Raw genomic sequence first — 15478 nt, forward strand, 5'->3', positions numbered from 1 at the left:
AGCTCTTTCTCAACAATTCTGAAACACTTCCTAGCCGGAAGTGCTTTTTTTAAGATGATGGTGTGGATGATGAAGCCAATTTCATTTTTTCTTCAACTGTTTTCATTTTTTCTTTTACTTTTTCAGCATAAGTGAAATCACCGTAGCAATACGGATAGCGGAAGTTATCTTTGTCTCCTCCGCACGTATACACATTGGGGTTTCGTTTCACTTGCTTTTTGGAGTATTGCTTTGCCAATTTTTCGGAATGTTTCCCCCCGTTTTTTGCAACAAAATCAATATAGCCGATTCCCATATTATAGCTTTGTATAATGGTTTCCAAATCAACGCCTTTTTTCTTCCCATGCTTGTACATGGTCGAAAAATGATGGATACCTTGTTTAATGCTTTTCTGTGGGTCATTGATTTCATTTCGTTTCAAACCAAGAGATTCTGAGGACTGCATGGGATCTCCGCCTCTGCCTTTTGATTCTTGATACATCATACCGAGGATTAACGCGGTATATTGATCTAAATCTTCATCTCTTAACTCTGTTTCTACAAGCGGTTTGTAATCATCCAATCTCGACAAAACAATTGATTCCGTATCAATCGGCAGCTTTTTTAATTCCTTTTGATTAAAGGAAATGACAATAGCTGCTAATACGCAAACAAACAGAAAAATCGTGAAACAGCCTGAAATGGCAAAACATCCTGTTTTTTTCTTTTTCAAGGTCAGTTCACCCCTGTTTTGCCCCGCTTTTAAAAGGGAAGTACAGCCTTTTTATTATGCCACATCCTGCACCGGATACCAAGTGAAAACCTATCATCAATCATACCCAAACGTAAATTCAGCTCTTGTTTTCAGCCTGTAGCAGAAATAAACGAAACCGATCATGAGCCACACCATGCCAATGATTAATGCATTGGTACTGATGCTTGTTAACAGCCACATACAAAAGGCCGTTCCGCAAAGAGGAATGATTGCATATCTGAGTGTGTTTAATATCCCTCTTTGTTTCTGTTTGATGAAATAGTATGCGAAAACAGACACGTTTACAAAGGTAAATCCAATTAATGCCCCAAAGCTGATAAACGAATAAATGACTTCAAGCTCGCCAATGACTGCGGTTAAAGAGAAAACGCCAATTAATAAAATGTTGAAAACAGGGGTTTTCAATGTCGGATGAATATAACCGAAGAATCGCTTCGGTAATGATTGATCTCTTCCCATCGCATACAAGAGCCTTGCTGCACTTGCGTGTGAGGATAAGGATGAAGAGATGACAGCGACCATGGTGCCAGCTAAAAAGAACGAGTGGAGAAATGCGCCGCCCACAAATTCCGCAATTTCAAGTGAAGCTGCATCAGGATGCTTGAACTGCTGAAAATTTGGAAACACCTGCTGTAAAAAATAAGAGGTGAGGGTAAACAAAACGCCTCCAATGGCGACCGTTAAGAAAATCGCAAGAGGAATCGTTCTTTTTGGCTTAATCGTTTCCTCAGACATGGTCGAAATCGCATCAAATCCAAGAAAAGAAAAACATAAAATGGTTGCCCCTGAAAAAATAAGAGTAGGATCTAAGCTCGCTGAATAAAACGGACGGGCTGACAATAACTCCCCCGTACCTGCGTTTTGCGAAAGTCCATAAATCATAAATCCAACAAATGTAACAGCAACAATGACCTGAAAGGTCACAAATAGCGCCGTAATGTTGGCTGTAAGACGTATACCGATTACATTGACAGTCGTTATGGCGATAGCAAGTATGATGATCCAAATGTAATGAGGTACATCAGGAAAGGCTGCGGTTAAATATGCACTTCCGATTGCAAAATTCACCATAGGCAAAAATAAATAATCCAGCAAGAGCGTCCAGCCTACAAGGAAGCCGACGTGAGGATGAATACTTTTTTGCGCGTATGTATATGCAGATCCTGCTTTTGGAAAAGCCTTCACCATATTCCCATAGCTAAGCGCTGTCAATAGTAATGCAAGTAAAGTAAATATATAAGCTGCAGCTACGTGGCCTTTCGTCAGCTGCGCTACGATGCCGTATGAATCAAATACGACAAGCGGGTCCATATAAGCAAGCCCGATCACAACAAGTGGAAAGACAGTCAGGCTGCGTTTTAGTCTTGGCTCTTCAGTCAATTTGCCTATCAGCTCCTCTAAAAAAATGAATAAATAATGCTCATTTTAAAAAGAATGCTACCACGTGTCAATGCTATTTGAATAAATCTTTTTCCTAAAGGTGTGTAAGCTTTGCATGCCGCACGTTTTGGTATATGATGATACATAGAATAAGTCGTGAATTGACTGACAAGAAAGGTGAAGCGAAATGAAGGAAGAACTGAATACAAATCAAGAACAGGAACGGATGGAGCTGGACGAAGAAAGTTTATTTCTTGTCTCACAAACATTTAAGGCATTGTCTGATCCGACCCGTATTCGTATTCTGCATTTGCTGTCTCAAGGAGAACATTCGGTAAATGATATAGCGGAAACACTCAACCTTATGCAATCAACCGTTTCTCATCAGCTGCGCTTTTTAAAAAACCTTCGTCTCGTAAAATCTAGACGAGCAGGGACGTCCATTTTTTACAGCCCTGAAGATCAGCATGTGATGGAAGTGCTTGAACAAATGATTCACCATGCACAGCACGATTGATAAAAAACCTTCCTACTTTCAGGGGACTGACCCCAGATAGGAAGGTTTTTATGCATGATGCATATGTGTCGATCGTTTATTTGCTTTCATCATTTGATAAGAAAAAACAATATAGTAAGCAGCTAGCAGAAAAAAGCTGAGCATGGTCAGGGCATCATCGCTTACGATATGCTGATATAATTCAACGACATCCATTTTTGTGATCGCATGTTTGGTCAGATCGACTAATTTCAATGCAAGCCTGGATAAAAACAAACATAAAATGAAGCTCTCAATCCATTTACTCGTTTTGACATAAAGCCGGCCATCTTCTGATTTCATCCGAATCGTTTGATAGGCGTGAAGAGCCAGAATGCTCCCAAAGATCATGCCAATTGCGGCATAGATAAAAATACTGTGATTTTGCCATCCTTCTGATAAGAGAATAAGGGCAGTGAAACCAAATACATACATTCTCATGAACAGATTTACCGGGCGCACAAGTTGATAACGTCTCATTCGATTCATTCGAATGATAATCCATGTCAAAATGATGATCCCGATCATGAACAACTGCCATACGTGATGTGTCATGATGCAACCTCCTCCTGCACGGGCAGGGATGTAAATGAATGCTGGCTGTTACTTATCTTTACCATTCTTTCTTTTTTTATCAAATCAAAACCTACATTTATGAAAAAGAGGAAAAGTCATGAAAATAGATCGCATTTTGTCCATTGTGATGATACTGACGATCTATCGATCCAAAAGAAGCCCAAATCAATATTTATATTGCAGTTGATGAAAAAATAGTTGCTAAAACTAATAGCATTAGTTAATATGAAACTAACGACATTAGTTTTAGGGGGGAATAAGATGAGATTCACTACATTTGGTCGCTTACACCAGCTTACATTAATGCCTCGAATCTTTCCGGTAAATTGTTATGTATTTGAGGCAGAGGATGAACTCATCTTAATTGATGCAGCTTTGAAAATGGCAGCAAGCTCGATAATTGAATTTGCACATACATTAAACAAACCGATTAAAAAAGTAATTCTGACTCATAGTCATATGGATCATATTGGTGCTCTAGATGAAGTGAAAAAGGCTTTTCCAGAGGCAGTTGTCTATTTGTCGAAACGAGATGCTCGTCTGTTTGCTGGTGATTTTTCCTTACTCCCTGGTGAGCCGGAGAAAAAAGTGAAAGGCAGTTTTTCAAAAAACATTCACACAAAACCAGATGTGCTTGTCGAAGAAGGGGACGAGATTGGCTCACTTACAGTCATTGCCACACCAGGACATACCCCAGGAAGCATCTCTTTATACGATGAAAAGTCGGGGGTTGTCATTGCAGGTGATGCAGTTGTGACAAAAGGTGGTTTATTTGTAACGGGAGAGTTTCGCTTCACCTTTCCATTTCCGGCTTTTGCCACTTGGGATGCAGAAACAGCACTAAAAAGTGCTGAAAAATTACTGGCACTTCCCTTATCTTGTCTCGCAGCAGGACATGGTGATCTCATTATAGAGCCTAAGGCAAAGCTGCAAACCGCTATTGAAAAAAGGAAACATCAGCTACAAAAGGGAGGGCAGTAAACCATGTCTCCAAGAATGGGTATCACTCAAGACAAAATTTTTAAAACTGCTATTGAATTTGTTGATGAAGAGGGCTACTCCGCTTTGACGATTGCTACATTGTCCAAACGGCTCAACATCAGACCGCCATCACTTTACAATCACGTATCTGGTCTGCATGAAATACAGGCTGCTCTTGCTGTTAAGGGGCTGACAATGCTTTGTGAGGAGGGCAAACAAGTAACGGCGGGGCTGGAAAAAGAGGACGCTGTTTTAGCATTTGCAAGACAATATGTTCATTTTGTCCGTCAGCATCCCGGTCTATATGAGGCTGCTTTTTCACATATGAATGAAAAAGAAGTCAGTATGGCTGCAGAGAGCCTTGCTGATTTTGTTCAATCCATCATGTCTCGTTTTGGTGTAAAAGAAGAGGAGATGACGCATGTCGTCAGAGGTCTCAGAAGTTTACTGCATGGTTTTGGGGATATTTCAAACAAAAAGGGATTTCAACGAAAAGAACAGCTTGAAGAGAGTGTCAGCTATGCGGTCCGTCTTTATATCGCAGGTATTAAGCAGCAAGAAGATCTGTCTCATTGACAGGTCTTTTTTATGTATTGAACCGATATGATGAAGGAGGCGGAAACAGATCAAAACATTTTTTTTGCAAATAACCAATAAAGATTTGACAGTTTTGTGAAACATGGTATGCTTATTATGTGAAATAATTCACATAGAGGAGTAGAGGCAGATGAAAAGAAAGCCTGTTTATGTGGAAACAACCATTCATGCACCTATTGAAAAAGTATGGGAGTATACGCAAAATCCAAAGCTTCATGAACAATGGGATTTGCGGTTTTCGACCATTTCATTAAATGGACCAAGAGATGAACAGCCCCAATCCTTTTTATATGAAAAACATCTTGGATTCGGCATCAGTGTGACTGGGACAGGATCGTATCGAACGAGCGTGAAGGATGAGCGTCATGAAAGAGCATCCTCACTTCAATTTAAGTCGTCACATCCTTTATCTTTTATTAAAGAAGGTGGAGGGTATTGGAAATACATGAAAACAAATGATCACATTGTGTTTCAAACGCAATTTGATTATGAAACAAAAGAAGGAAAAGGGTGGAAATGGGCAGACCGGTTCTTTTTTCGTCCAATGATGGGTTTTATGACGGCCTTTAGCTTTGGCGCATTAAAGACGTGGCTTGAAAAGGGCACACATCCCCGTTTGCTGCTTGAGAGAACACTTGCCCATTATGGCATTTGTTTGTTGTTTGCTGTCGTCTGGTTATGTCAGGCGATGATTCCCTTTTCACCTTCTGCTTTTGATCATAGCACCGGATTTCGATTGTTTTATGCACTATTAGGCGTATCATGGCTCATGCCTAAGCTGCCAAAGAAATATATATTCATCCTTCAAAGCATCTTTCTGCTCATAATGCTTAGTATAGGGATTTTATCACCAAAAACGACTCTGCATGAGCCGCTGGTGCTGAGTGCATTTTTCATTTTATCCGTTGCAGGAATGATCAATTTAAAAGATTGTGTAGATGTGTTTTCAATCAAACGAAAAAGGGGAGGTAGACATGGTCGTTCATCATCATCAAGTAAAGGACTACGATAAGCTGCATCCAAAATTAAAAGAACGTTATAACCGTGCATTTACGGCCGAAGGCATCATGGAGGAAATAGGTGGCGGAACGAAGCTCATTCGATTGTTGTTTAAAATCGGTCCATTGTTTCGCTGCTTTTTTCCTGAAAGAGGTCAAAATATTCCCTTCCAAATCGTGAACAAGCCTTTTACGACAAGTAAAGGAGAAGAAGGAATGCACTGGTTTCGTACGTTCTATTTCCCAAAGAAGGAAAGACATTTTGATGCAGATATGATCATTGATCAGAAGAGTCATCAAGTACTGGACTACTTTGGAAAACCTAGGCTTCTGATGTCAGAGCTTCATTTTACAGTCACGGAAAAAGGGTTCTTGCACATTCAATCAGGTAAGCAAAAGTTTTTGATGTTAGGGCGGGAGTGGCCGCTGCCTTCATGGCTTTACGGTGTATCTGATGTAACGGAAGGTTACGATGAGCGTGCAGGTGAGTATACCATTGATGTCCAAGTGAAAAATCGCCTTTTTGGCACTCTTTTTACATACAAGGGCCGGTTTACAGAAAGGGTGTCATCTCATGAATAAATGGCATTTGACGTCTAGCATCATTTTGATGTCTTGCTTTCTCGTTATCCGTTTAACGACAGCCCCCATAGCAGAATTCTTTGTCCTCGTTGCGATTTTGTTTTTTCTTCCCGCGTTCTTACACTTTTTCTATCAGGAAGAGAAGAAACGGCAGCAGGAGTGGCTGATTTACTTCATAATGAAAGCCTTCCCAGCAGCAGCGCTATGTGCAACAGGTGCATTCATCTATCATTCCCTTTGGCTCGCATTGGGATGGCTTTTCTATACAATGATTCTGGCTTTATTTGGTTTCATCCGCTTCTTGAAAAGAGGAATCCATCCGCTTCATGAGCTGATGATAGATGGCGCATTGATGTATATCGCTTTAGGCGGGCTTTGGTTCTGGCTGTACACAGCAGATATACAAGTGATGACATTTTCACCGATGATTGTTCTTTTGACCGCTATTCATTTTCATTACTCCGCTTTTTTTATCCCCATCTTTTATGGATTATTAGGGAGGCAGCGGAAAGAAGAGACGATTCTATACAAAATAGGCGGTTGGTTGATTTTACTGTCACCTATGATGATTGCTGTTGGAATCAGTTATTCTCGCCTGTTTGATACGTTCAGTGTCATTCTTTATGTGATCGCACTTTATTTGTATGGAATTCTGTGTATGAAAACAAGGTTTCGTTCAACTGCCGCAAAGGGGCTCGTTGTGTTTTCTAGCATCATCTTAATGGGAACCATCGCCTTATCATTACTATATTCTGCTGGTATGCTTTTACGTGTTACCTACATAAGCATCGATCAAATGATTTGGTTTCATGGCAGTATCAATGCAAGTATGGTGATTTTACCAGGTCTCATAGGGTGGCTGATTGAAAGGCCAGCTGATCGATTGAAACAGAAGGATTTTCCGGTTTCGAGAGTTCACGGTCGCTTTCAGTTCATGTCTTTTCAAAATCAACACATGCAGCATGACGAGAAGATCGGTTTAGTAGATTCTCTTGACCAATTAAATGGAGAGACGTTTTCAGCAGAGAGTGTGTCACCTGTTATTCGCAGATTTTATGAGGATCCGATGTCATTTACGTTAAAAGCAGCCGTCTGTTTTCACTGGTGGGTGAGGCCATTTGTCTATTTGCTTCAACCTGTTTTTAGACGACTAGGACAGCTTTATTTAGGGTCATCACGAAAGCCATATGAAATGCCGGGGAGTCTTTTAAAATTTCAACATCCTCTTGAGGAAAGGGAAAATGTACGTGTGTGGATCAGACGAAATGAGAAAGGCGAGCAAGTCTTTTATGCGCTTTATGCCCAGCACCATGATGAAGAGACGGTCTATATGAATATTGCTTTGCCGCTTCCATTTTCTCAGCTTACTGCTATTTTAAAACCTTTTAATGAACAGGAAGACTTTTTGTTAAAAAGTAAAAGTCCAAAAGGCAGTACTGGTCATGAAGGATTGTATGTGCATACGCCTTTCATCACCATGAAACTGCCAATGGAAGAAAGCTTTCACATGAAACCGGGGACGGAAAATAGTCTCACAGCATTGCATCAAATGAAGCTGTTTGGCATTCCTTTTTTAACCATTCAGTATCATATCGACAGTGACAGTCATTCATCTTAGTCAATGATGTCACATGGTTCACCGTGACGAATGATATTGACAATCGCTTGTCCATCACTTGGATGATGATCTGCATACTGTACTGGCAGTAAAGCAAAAAAGACATAGTAGATTGAGAAGTAAGCAAATTGATAGAAAAATTGATGCTCTGGCAGGACATCATTGGCGATCATTGTATTCAGTATGAGAACACTGAGCAGGTTGCATAATGATCCGCCTAAGTAGACAAGAATGTGTGAGAAACGGTTATTTTTCCTCATTTCTTCATAATGGCAAAATGCATCTAGAAAATAGATTCTTCGAATTTCAACTACGCCTATTTTCAATACTTTTTTGCCGCGGCCAAGTGCAAAAGAAACCTTTGCCCCAAACATCCATGCGACCAAAATATGACCTAACTGATGCAAGATGGCCACGATAGGAAGAATGACGAAAAATGACCAGCAAAACGTCCACATATCCGATAATGTAAACAAGTGTTACCCCTCCCTGAAATATTCGAGAGGAAGCAGTAGGATTATTTGCCATTTTACAGAATTCATTTTCAGGATGCAAACATTTAATAGATCACGATAACTTTATTATGTAAACTAAAAGGCGACTGCGGATTTTTCCCCTTCCTTTTCAAAGAGGTGACTGTGCTACAATGGAGAAATCAGCGAGAGATACAAGGGCAGCTAACAGAAGAATGGATCAATGAAAAGGAGAGGTTCATATGGCAGATATTGAACAGTTTTTGGCTTTAGACATTCGTGTTGGGACGATATTAGAAGCAGAATTCTTTGCAGAAGCAAGAGTACCTGCTTTGAAACTAAAGATTGATTTTGGCGATGAGATTGGGATCAAACAATCCAGCGCTCAGCTCACAAAACGTTATACTGCTGAGAATCTCACCGGGAAACAAATTGTGGCAGTCGTCAATTTCCCGCCAAGAAGAATTGCTGGGTTTAAATCTGAAGTGCTAGTCTTAGGAGGCATGCCGTCGAAAGAAGACGTGGTCTTGCTTACCGCAGATGAGCCGGTTGCAAATGGAACAAAAATAGGGTAAGAAAAAAGACATCTTCAACAGAAGATGTCTCAGCGTGTAGACAAACCCTCGCATTCTTTGTCAGTCCTGCGTGCCGGTGCTCACGAATGTTAAATTCGCTCCGCGCCGGTACTCGTCCTTCCTAGACTGCAAAGGTTTTCATGTCACGCTGAAAAGAAGACAAAGGGCTAAAATCAAGTTCATTTTAGCCCTTTGTCAACAATCTGAGACATCTTCAACAGAAGATGTCTTTTGCGTATTGAGGCGGAATAACCACACGCCACATTCGTGTGTGTCTCAAAGAGACGTGTTACCCGGCTTACACAATTCAGCTCATCGCTTGATTAATATAGCATGGGACCAGCCTAAATGCAACCATTAATTGATTTCTCTTTTATTTTGGAAGAATAGAAGCGCTTATGTATATTCTGATATAAAGAAACATGACAGGATATGAATGAGTGGCTCGCGTATGCGGGATAAGCCGAAAGGGAAATAGGTTCAGCTTCATTTTTGCAACAAATGAAAAGAAGCGATATAAAACAATCAGTCACCGAAAGAGCTTCGGTAACCGGCTGTTTTATAAAGTGGTGTTGATCCCAGTCTTAAAAACGGGGATCAGTCCGCGAGGCTGTTGGCTTTATTTATGATAATTTTTCAACCTCAACTCTGCCAGAAAAGAACGTCGCTCCACCGCCCATATCTGCCAAACGATCAGGTGTGAGACCATTTACCAAATGTTTTTTGCCTTTCTGATCTGCCCATAATCCTTGACTGACCACAACGCCAGGTAACACATTTTGACCGACTGACACGACAAGTTCACATTCTCCTCGATCATTGAGCACACGTACCATGTCACCATCTTCAATCTGTCTCTCTTTTGCATCTTGTTCATTCATATGAAGCTTCGGAAATTTTTCAAGCTTTTGATGCTTTTCGTGAAGAGAGAAGGTGGAATTTAGAAAATTATGATTTGGTCCCGGTATAAACGTCAGCGGATAATCACTTTCCTGATAAAGTGGTACATAGGTTGGAAGTGCTGGATATCCATCTTTTTTCATTTGTTCAGAGTAAAGCTCAATTTTCCCGCTTGGGGTAGGGAGCTTTAATTCCTCGAAAGATCCACGTTTTGCTTTGATCCATTTTTTCTCTTTCAGCGCCTGATATGAAATATCTGCATAATGCGGATTTTCTGGATGATGAAGGGCTTGTTCCATCAGTTCAGCATCTGTCTCGCGAAACGCTTCATCTTCAAAGCCCATGGCCTGAGCTAATAGACGAAATACTTCCGTGTTTGATTTGCTTTCTCCATAGCGTTCAATGACTGGCTCTTGAATTTGAATATAATGATGCCAGTATGAAGTATAGAAATCCTCATTTTCAAAGGCAGATGTCGCTGGCAGTACAATATCTGCATAAGCCGCTGTCTCTGTCATGAATAGATCATGAACCACCGTAAATAGGTCTTCTCTCAGCAAACCTTCTCTTACTTTATTCGCTTCAGGTGTGACAACAGCTGGGTTGCATGAGTAGACAAAAAGAGAATCAATGGAAGGCTCTGCGCTGGTCAGCACGCTACCTAGCTGATTCATATTAAATGATCTAGGTGTACGGCCTTTTAATAGATCCGGCCGCTGAAGAGCTGTTTCATTATAACTGAGAAAAGAAGAGTTCGATTTCATCGCACCGCCGCCTTTATGCAGCCATTGCCCCGTCAAGGCAGGGAGGCAGGAGATGGTTCTTATACTCATCCCGCCATTATCATGATGCTGAAGTCCATTTCCAATACGAATGAGAGATGGCGATGTCTCTGCATACATTCTCGCAAGTGTGATGATGTCTTCTTTAGGGACACCTGTGATCTGTTCAACGGTTTTTGGATCATACTGCTTTACATGCTCGCGAAGTTCATTGTGGCCGACCGTGTAAGTTTCTAAAAATGAATGATCTGTGCGATTTTCTGCAAAAAGGATATGCATGATCCCTAGAGCCAGCGCACTGTCAGTGCCAGGGCGAAGCGGAATGAACCAATCAGCCATTCGACCAGTTTGGTTTTTGTGAACATCGATGACGACAATCTTTGCTCCTTGCTTTCTCGCTTTTTGTGCCAAGGTGATTTGATGCATATTGGTCGACACGGCATTGATGCCCCAAAAAATAAATAGTTTCGTATGAATGGTGTCTTCTGGATCGGTCCCGATGCTTGCGCCCATTGTATATTTATAGCCAGTGGTTCCTGCTGACTGACAGATCGTTCGGTCTAGCTGACTTGAGCCAAGACGATAGAAAAAGCGGCGGTCCATTCCCTCAGCATTGAGATTGCCCATATTCCCATAGAAGCTGTAAGGCAAAATGCTTTCCGGACCTTTTTCTTCGATCAGCTTTGTCCATTTTTGCCGGATGGTTTCAATGGCTTCTTTCCACGTAATCGGTGCAAACTGCCCGTCCCCTTTTTTACCTACACGTTTTAATGGCGTTGTCAGCCGTTTTTCATCATATAAGCGGGCTGTGACATTCCGCACTTTATTGCATATGTTTCCTTGAGTGACTGGATGGTCTGGATCTCCTTGAACTTTGACGATCTTTCCATTTTCTTTATGTATTAAAAGACCGCATTGATCAGGACAATCTAACGAACAAACTGATTTGAATATTCCGTCTTTCATAGCTGTATAATCGGTCATAAGTTTTGGCTTCCTTTCCGAATTCCGTGATCACGTTGATATGGACTTTATTTTAGCATGTTCGGAGCAGGAAGGTAAGAATAAGCTGATGAAAAAAGCCCCATATCAAAGGGACTTTTAAAAACGGGTGACCTGTACAGGAAATTCTTTTACCCCAAAAACAAACGTGCTTTGAATGGGTTTCAGCTTATCTGCCGCACAGGTGATCTCTTGAAATGTATTGAGTAAAATCTCAAGTGCAATATGACTCTCAAGCCGGGCGAGAGGTGCACCAAGACAAAAATGAATACCAAAACCAAAACTCATATGCGGATTGGATTTCCGGTCAAGACGAAACGTATCTGGATCTTCAAATTTCCGTTCATCGCGGTTCGCAGAGGCAACCCAGTTGATGAGATAGTCTCCTTTTTTAATGTGTGAACCTGCGATCTCAACATCCTCTGCTGCAATTCTCCCAATCGCTTGTACAGGTGGATAATAGCGCAGTGTTTCCTCTGTCAATTGAGGAATGAGAGAGGGATCTTGCCGGACTGATTCTGCAATGTGCGGCTGCTCTGTTAGCAGTCGTACTGCATTTGTGATTAAATTCGTCGTCGTCTCATTACCAGCAACGAGTAAGAGAATACAAAAGCCAAGCAGCTCATTTTCTGTTAAATGTTCCCCATCAATTTCCGCTTGGATGAGAAGGGAGATTAAATCATCGGCAGGCGTTTCTTTCCGCTTTTGGATCAAATGCGCAAAGTACTCTGACAGTTCTTCTTCTGCTTGTTTTTGCATCTCTACAACGGCTTGAATGGCTTCTTTTGAATCATCCTTTGCTCCTGCAACAAGGGCATCTGAATGTTTCTTAATCAGCTCTCGGTCTTCCACCTCTGCACCAAGAAGCTCGGCGATGATCATGACAGGCAGGGGAGCTGCTAGGTCCTGAACAAGATCAAAGGTACGTTGATCCTTTACTTGATTTAATAAATCATGTGTCAGGTCTTTAATCTGATCTTCTAATTGTTTGATCGCTTTTGGCGTGAATGCTTTATTGACGAGTGCTCTCATTTTTGTATGTTTTGGAGGGTCCATTGTTAAAATACTCGTTTTAGATGTGCTTCTGCCCCGCTGTGATGAAAACACTTTTGGGTGCTTCAAAACGGACTGAATGTCCGCATACCGAAAGAGATCCCAGCACTTTCTTCTTTCATCGTATCGAATATCACCTTGCGATCGTAATTCATTGTAGATAGGGAATGGGAAAAGAAGGTCATCAGTGGAACGGATTTCTTTCATTGGAATGACATTGACATAGTTTTTTTTCACTTTCATTATGAACACTCCTTTTTCGCTTGATTTCCCTTTCACGGTATCATCACGAAAAGCGCATTTCAACGGACATGTTTTCTAAAATATGTCAATAGTCTAATCGAAAGATTCTTACCCATTCATCGCATAGGAAATGAGACAGTCAATAAAAATGATAACGCTTTCTTAAAAATAGAATTGAAGTCACCGAAACCAAAAATAAAATGGTGAATTCAGTCGAACGAAAGGGTACTTTGATTCAAATACGTATAGTTCTTTTGATCTAAATTACTGATTCGGAAAAACAGAGCTGACATACATACAGCAAGCTGTTCAGCGTGCATTCGGGACTTTTGAAAAGCGCCGGCTCTTTCTTGACACGATTTCTCATCATGTTACGATAACTAACGTGCGAAAAACACGAACAAAAAGCGAACAAGGGAGAGGATCAATATCATTGATCAAAAGAAAGTTGCTTTCATTGGAGCAGGTTCGATGGCGGAAGGAATGATTGCAGGTATTGTGCGATCAGAACAGATGCCGTTAGGCCATATTTACGCAACAAACAGGCAAAATAAGCAGCGATTAAATGAATTAACGAAGCGCTACGGAATCCAAACAGCCACAATGGATTCATTTCCTTTTGAAGAAATGGATATGTTGATCCTGGCAATGAAGCCGAAGGATGCTGAAACAGCACTTGAATCATTAAAACCCCATATTCAGAGAGATCAGCTCATCCTGTCTGTACTTGCAGGAGTGAAATCATCGTATATTGAAGACATGCTGCATGAAGGCCAGCCTGTCATGAGGGTGATGCCAAATACGTCAAGTACCATCGGGGCATCAGCAACGGCATTATCTGCTGGACGTTATGTAAAAAGTGAAGATGTGAGCATGAGTCAGGCTCTTCTATCTGAAATGGGAGAAGTCTATACCATTCAGGAAGAGCAAATGGACATTTTTACAGGAATTGCCGGAAGCGGGCCAGCCTACTTTTATTTCTTAATGGAAAGAATCGAAGAAGCGGGAGAAGAAGCCGGTTTATCAAAAGAAATGTCTCGCCAAATCGGGACACAGACACTTCTTGGTGCAGCGAAGATGCTCCAAGAAACAGCTGAAAACCCTTCTGTCCTTAGAGAAAAAATTACGTCACCAAATGGAACAACTGCTGCAGGACTAAATGCATTAGATCATTTCGGCGGAGGAGAAGCCATGAAGCAGGCCGTCAAACATGCCGCCAATCGATCAAAAGAGATAAGCGAACAGCAAAAACAAAAAGTAACGATATAAATAGAGCCTCAAAACAGGAGTGATAAGGTGTACTCAGATAAAGAGAGAAAACGAATTGTTGTCAAAATCGGAAGCAGCTCTCTTACTAGCTTTCAAGGGGAGATCAGTTTAAAAAAACTAGAAAATCTCGTGAATCAAATTGTCAAACTCAAAGATGAAGGACACGAAGTCATTTTGGTTTCTTCTGGTGCAGTTGCAGCAGGTTACCGAAAGCTAGGATTTATTGATAGACCCAAAACACTGCCAGAAAAACAGGCGTCTGCCTCAATAGGTCAGGGACTTTTAATGGAATCATATTCTACATTATTTTTATCGCACGGCTATATTGCTTCACAGCTCTTAATTACAAGAAGCGATTTTTCAGATGAAACCCGGTATCAAAATGTGCGAAATACGATGAATGTATTATTAGATCGGGGCATCATCCCCATTATCAATGAAAATGATACCGTGACAATCAATCGCTTGAAGTTCGGAGATAATGATACATTGTCTGCAAAAGTAGCTGGACTGATTGATGCGGATTTCCTTGCTATTTTATCTGATATTGACGGCTTGTATGAAGATAATCCTCATACAAACCCAAATGCAAAGAGAATTCTTGAAGTCACAGAAATTACAGAAGACATCGAAGCAGCTGCTGGAGATGCCGGAAGCAGCGTTGGCACAGGCGGAATGAAATCGAAGCTCGACGCCTTTAAAATTTCAATGGCAGCAGGTATCAACGGCTTTTTAGGAAAAGCGGATACGCCGCACATTTTAGATAAAGCAATCAATGGGACAGAGGACGGCACTTATTTTACAGCTGATAAAAACCTAGCTCCGCTGAATTATAAGAAGCAGTGGATTGCTTTTCATTCTGGACCAAAAGGTGAGATCGTGGTTCAAGAGAAAACAGAGGAGCACCTCATGCACCGCGAGAAAAGCCTTGATTCTGATGGCATTGTCGAGGTAAAAGGTTCGTTTAAAAAAGGCGATGTTGTCCGTATTTTAGATCAAGATAGAAGAGAAATTGGGCTCGGCATTGTCAATTATGCGTCTGACGAACTCGCACTGAGCAGTGATTTGTTACAAGATGAAGTGGTGCATGTCGTCGATCTTGAAGCATTTGTTTGTCATTTAGATTTATCAATACCAGTTTGCTAACCATAAGGGAGGAA

15 protein-coding genes are annotated in these 15478 nt (G+C 41.1%); 9 read left to right on the forward strand and 6 right to left on the reverse strand.

Annotation, left to right across the window (positions count from 1 at the left end; all coding sequences use genetic code 11):
- Positions 1 to 49: 49 nt before the first annotated feature.
- Complete coding sequence (locus BK049_RS17700; RefSeq protein ID WP_071169072.1) at positions 50 to 712, reverse strand: lysozyme family protein; 663 nt, start codon at positions 710 to 712, stop codon at positions 50 to 52.
- A 96-nt stretch (positions 713 to 808) separates the two neighbouring features.
- Complete coding sequence (locus tag BK049_RS17705; RefSeq protein ID WP_008357334.1) at positions 809 to 2134, reverse strand: APC family permease; 1326 nt, start codon at positions 2132 to 2134, stop codon at positions 809 to 811.
- Between the two features lie 187 nt (positions 2135 to 2321).
- Between BK049_RS17705 and czrA the strand changes: the two genes are divergently transcribed.
- Positions 2322 to 2651, forward strand: coding sequence for a Zn(II)-responsive metalloregulatory transcriptional repressor CzrA (gene czrA / locus BK049_RS17710; RefSeq protein ID WP_007500691.1), 330 nt, complete (start codon positions 2322 to 2324; stop codon positions 2649 to 2651).
- Positions 2652 to 2699: 48 nt separating this feature from the next.
- Here czrA and BK049_RS17715 read toward each other — a convergent pair whose 3' ends face one another.
- Positions 2700 to 3224 (reverse strand): CcdC protein domain-containing protein, encoded by a 525-nt coding sequence (locus tag BK049_RS17715; protein ID WP_008357331.1) that lies wholly within the window; start codon positions 3222 to 3224, stop codon positions 2700 to 2702.
- Positions 3225 to 3506: 282 nt separating this feature from the next.
- Here BK049_RS17715 and BK049_RS17720 point away from each other — a divergent pair, with 282 nt between their 5' ends.
- From BK049_RS17720 to BK049_RS17740, 5 genes are all read left to right on the forward strand, one after another.
- Positions 3507 to 4226, forward strand: a complete 720-nt coding sequence (locus tag BK049_RS17720; protein ID WP_071169073.1) for an MBL fold metallo-hydrolase — start codon at positions 3507 to 3509, stop codon at positions 4224 to 4226.
- 3 nt (positions 4227 to 4229) lie between these two features.
- Positions 4230 to 4802 (forward strand): TetR/AcrR family transcriptional regulator, encoded by a 573-nt coding sequence (locus BK049_RS17725; protein ID WP_071169074.1) that lies wholly within the window; start codon positions 4230 to 4232, stop codon positions 4800 to 4802.
- 151 nt (positions 4803 to 4953) lie between these two features.
- Positions 4954 to 5835 carry a hypothetical protein gene (locus BK049_RS17730; protein WP_071169075.1) on the forward strand — a complete coding sequence of 294 codons (882 nt, stop codon included), beginning with the start codon at positions 4954 to 4956 and terminating at the stop codon, positions 5833 to 5835.
- A complete protein-coding gene (locus BK049_RS17735) occupies positions 5798 to 6403 on the forward strand; it encodes a DUF4166 domain-containing protein (protein ID WP_071169076.1) in 606 nt (201 codons plus the stop codon). Before BK049_RS17730 ends, BK049_RS17735 begins: the two co-directional genes overlap by 38 nt.
- Positions 6396 to 8021: a YndJ family protein gene (locus BK049_RS17740; protein ID WP_008357321.1), complete on the forward strand. Its 1626-nt coding sequence runs from the start codon at positions 6396 to 6398 to the stop codon at positions 8019 to 8021. Before BK049_RS17735 ends, BK049_RS17740 begins: the two co-directional genes overlap by 8 nt.
- On the opposite strand, the gene BK049_RS17745 is transcribed toward BK049_RS17740, so the two are convergent.
- Positions 8018 to 8497: a zinc metalloprotease gene (locus tag BK049_RS17745; RefSeq protein ID WP_071169077.1), complete on the reverse strand. Its 480-nt coding sequence runs from the start codon at positions 8495 to 8497 to the stop codon at positions 8018 to 8020. The two genes, BK049_RS17740 and BK049_RS17745, sit on opposite strands and share 4 nt — an antisense overlap.
- Positions 8498 to 8736: 239 nt before the next feature.
- Here BK049_RS17745 and csaA point away from each other — a divergent pair, with 239 nt between their 5' ends.
- Positions 8737 to 9069 carry a chaperone CsaA gene (gene csaA / locus BK049_RS17750; RefSeq protein ID WP_008357318.1) on the forward strand — a complete coding sequence of 111 codons (333 nt, stop codon included), beginning with the start codon at positions 8737 to 8739 and terminating at the stop codon, positions 9067 to 9069.
- A gap of 623 nt (positions 9070 to 9692) precedes the next feature.
- Here csaA and BK049_RS17755 read toward each other — a convergent pair.
- A complete protein-coding gene (locus tag BK049_RS17755) occupies positions 9693 to 11735 on the reverse strand; it encodes a molybdopterin oxidoreductase family protein (RefSeq protein WP_071169078.1) in 2043 nt (680 codons plus the stop codon).
- Positions 11736 to 11852: 117 nt separating this feature from the next.
- On the reverse strand, positions 11853 to 13049 hold the full coding sequence (locus tag BK049_RS17760; RefSeq protein ID WP_071169079.1) for a cytochrome P450: 1197 nt from the start codon (positions 13047 to 13049) through the stop codon (positions 11853 to 11855).
- A 471-nt stretch (positions 13050 to 13520) separates the two neighbouring features.
- Here BK049_RS17760 and proC point away from each other — a divergent pair, with 471 nt between their 5' ends.
- The gene (proC, locus tag BK049_RS17765; RefSeq protein WP_008357313.1) at positions 13521 to 14318 is read left to right on the forward strand and encodes a pyrroline-5-carboxylate reductase; all 798 of its coding nucleotides are present in this window, start codon (positions 13521 to 13523) and stop codon (positions 14316 to 14318) included.
- A gap of 27 nt (positions 14319 to 14345) precedes the next feature.
- On the forward strand, positions 14346 to 15464 hold the full coding sequence (proB, locus tag BK049_RS17770) for a glutamate 5-kinase (protein WP_071169080.1): 1119 nt from the start codon (positions 14346 to 14348) through the stop codon (positions 15462 to 15464).
- Positions 15465 to 15478 lie beyond the last annotated feature (14 nt).

The organism is Bacillus xiamenensis (genome assembly GCF_001857925.1).
GTDB classification, from domain to species: domain Bacteria; phylum Bacillota; class Bacilli; order Bacillales; family Bacillaceae; genus Bacillus; species Bacillus xiamenensis.

Coding starts and splice junctions, on each gene's coding strand:
- czrA (WP_007500691.1), top strand. CDS start 2,322: ATGAAGGAAGAACTGAATACAAATCAAGAACAGGAACGGATGGAGCTG.
- BK049_RS17715 (WP_008357331.1), bottom strand. CDS start 3,224: ATGACACATCACGTATGGCAGTTGTTCATGATCGGGATCATCATTTTG.
- BK049_RS17720 (WP_071169073.1), top strand. CDS start 3,507: ATGAGATTCACTACATTTGGTCGCTTACACCAGCTTACATTAATGCCT.
- BK049_RS17725 (WP_071169074.1), top strand. CDS start 4,230: ATGTCTCCAAGAATGGGTATCACTCAAGACAAAATTTTTAAAACTGCT.
- BK049_RS17730 (WP_071169075.1), top strand. CDS start 4,954: ATGAAAAGAAAGCCTGTTTATGTGGAAACAACCATTCATGCACCTATT.
- BK049_RS17735 (WP_071169076.1), top strand. CDS start 5,798: ATGGTCGTTCATCATCATCAAGTAAAGGACTACGATAAGCTGCATCCA.
- BK049_RS17740 (WP_008357321.1), top strand. CDS start 6,396: ATGAATAAATGGCATTTGACGTCTAGCATCATTTTGATGTCTTGCTTT.
- csaA (WP_008357318.1), top strand. CDS start 8,737: ATGGCAGATATTGAACAGTTTTTGGCTTTAGACATTCGTGTTGGGACG.
- BK049_RS17755 (WP_071169078.1), bottom strand. CDS start 11,735: ATGACCGATTATACAGCTATGAAAGACGGAATATTCAAATCAGTTTGT.
- BK049_RS17760 (WP_071169079.1), bottom strand. CDS start 13,049: ATGAAAGTGAAAAAAAACTATGTCAATGTCATTCCAATGAAAGAAATC.
- proC (WP_008357313.1), top strand. CDS start 13,521: ATGGCGGAAGGAATGATTGCAGGTATTGTGCGATCAGAACAGATGCCG.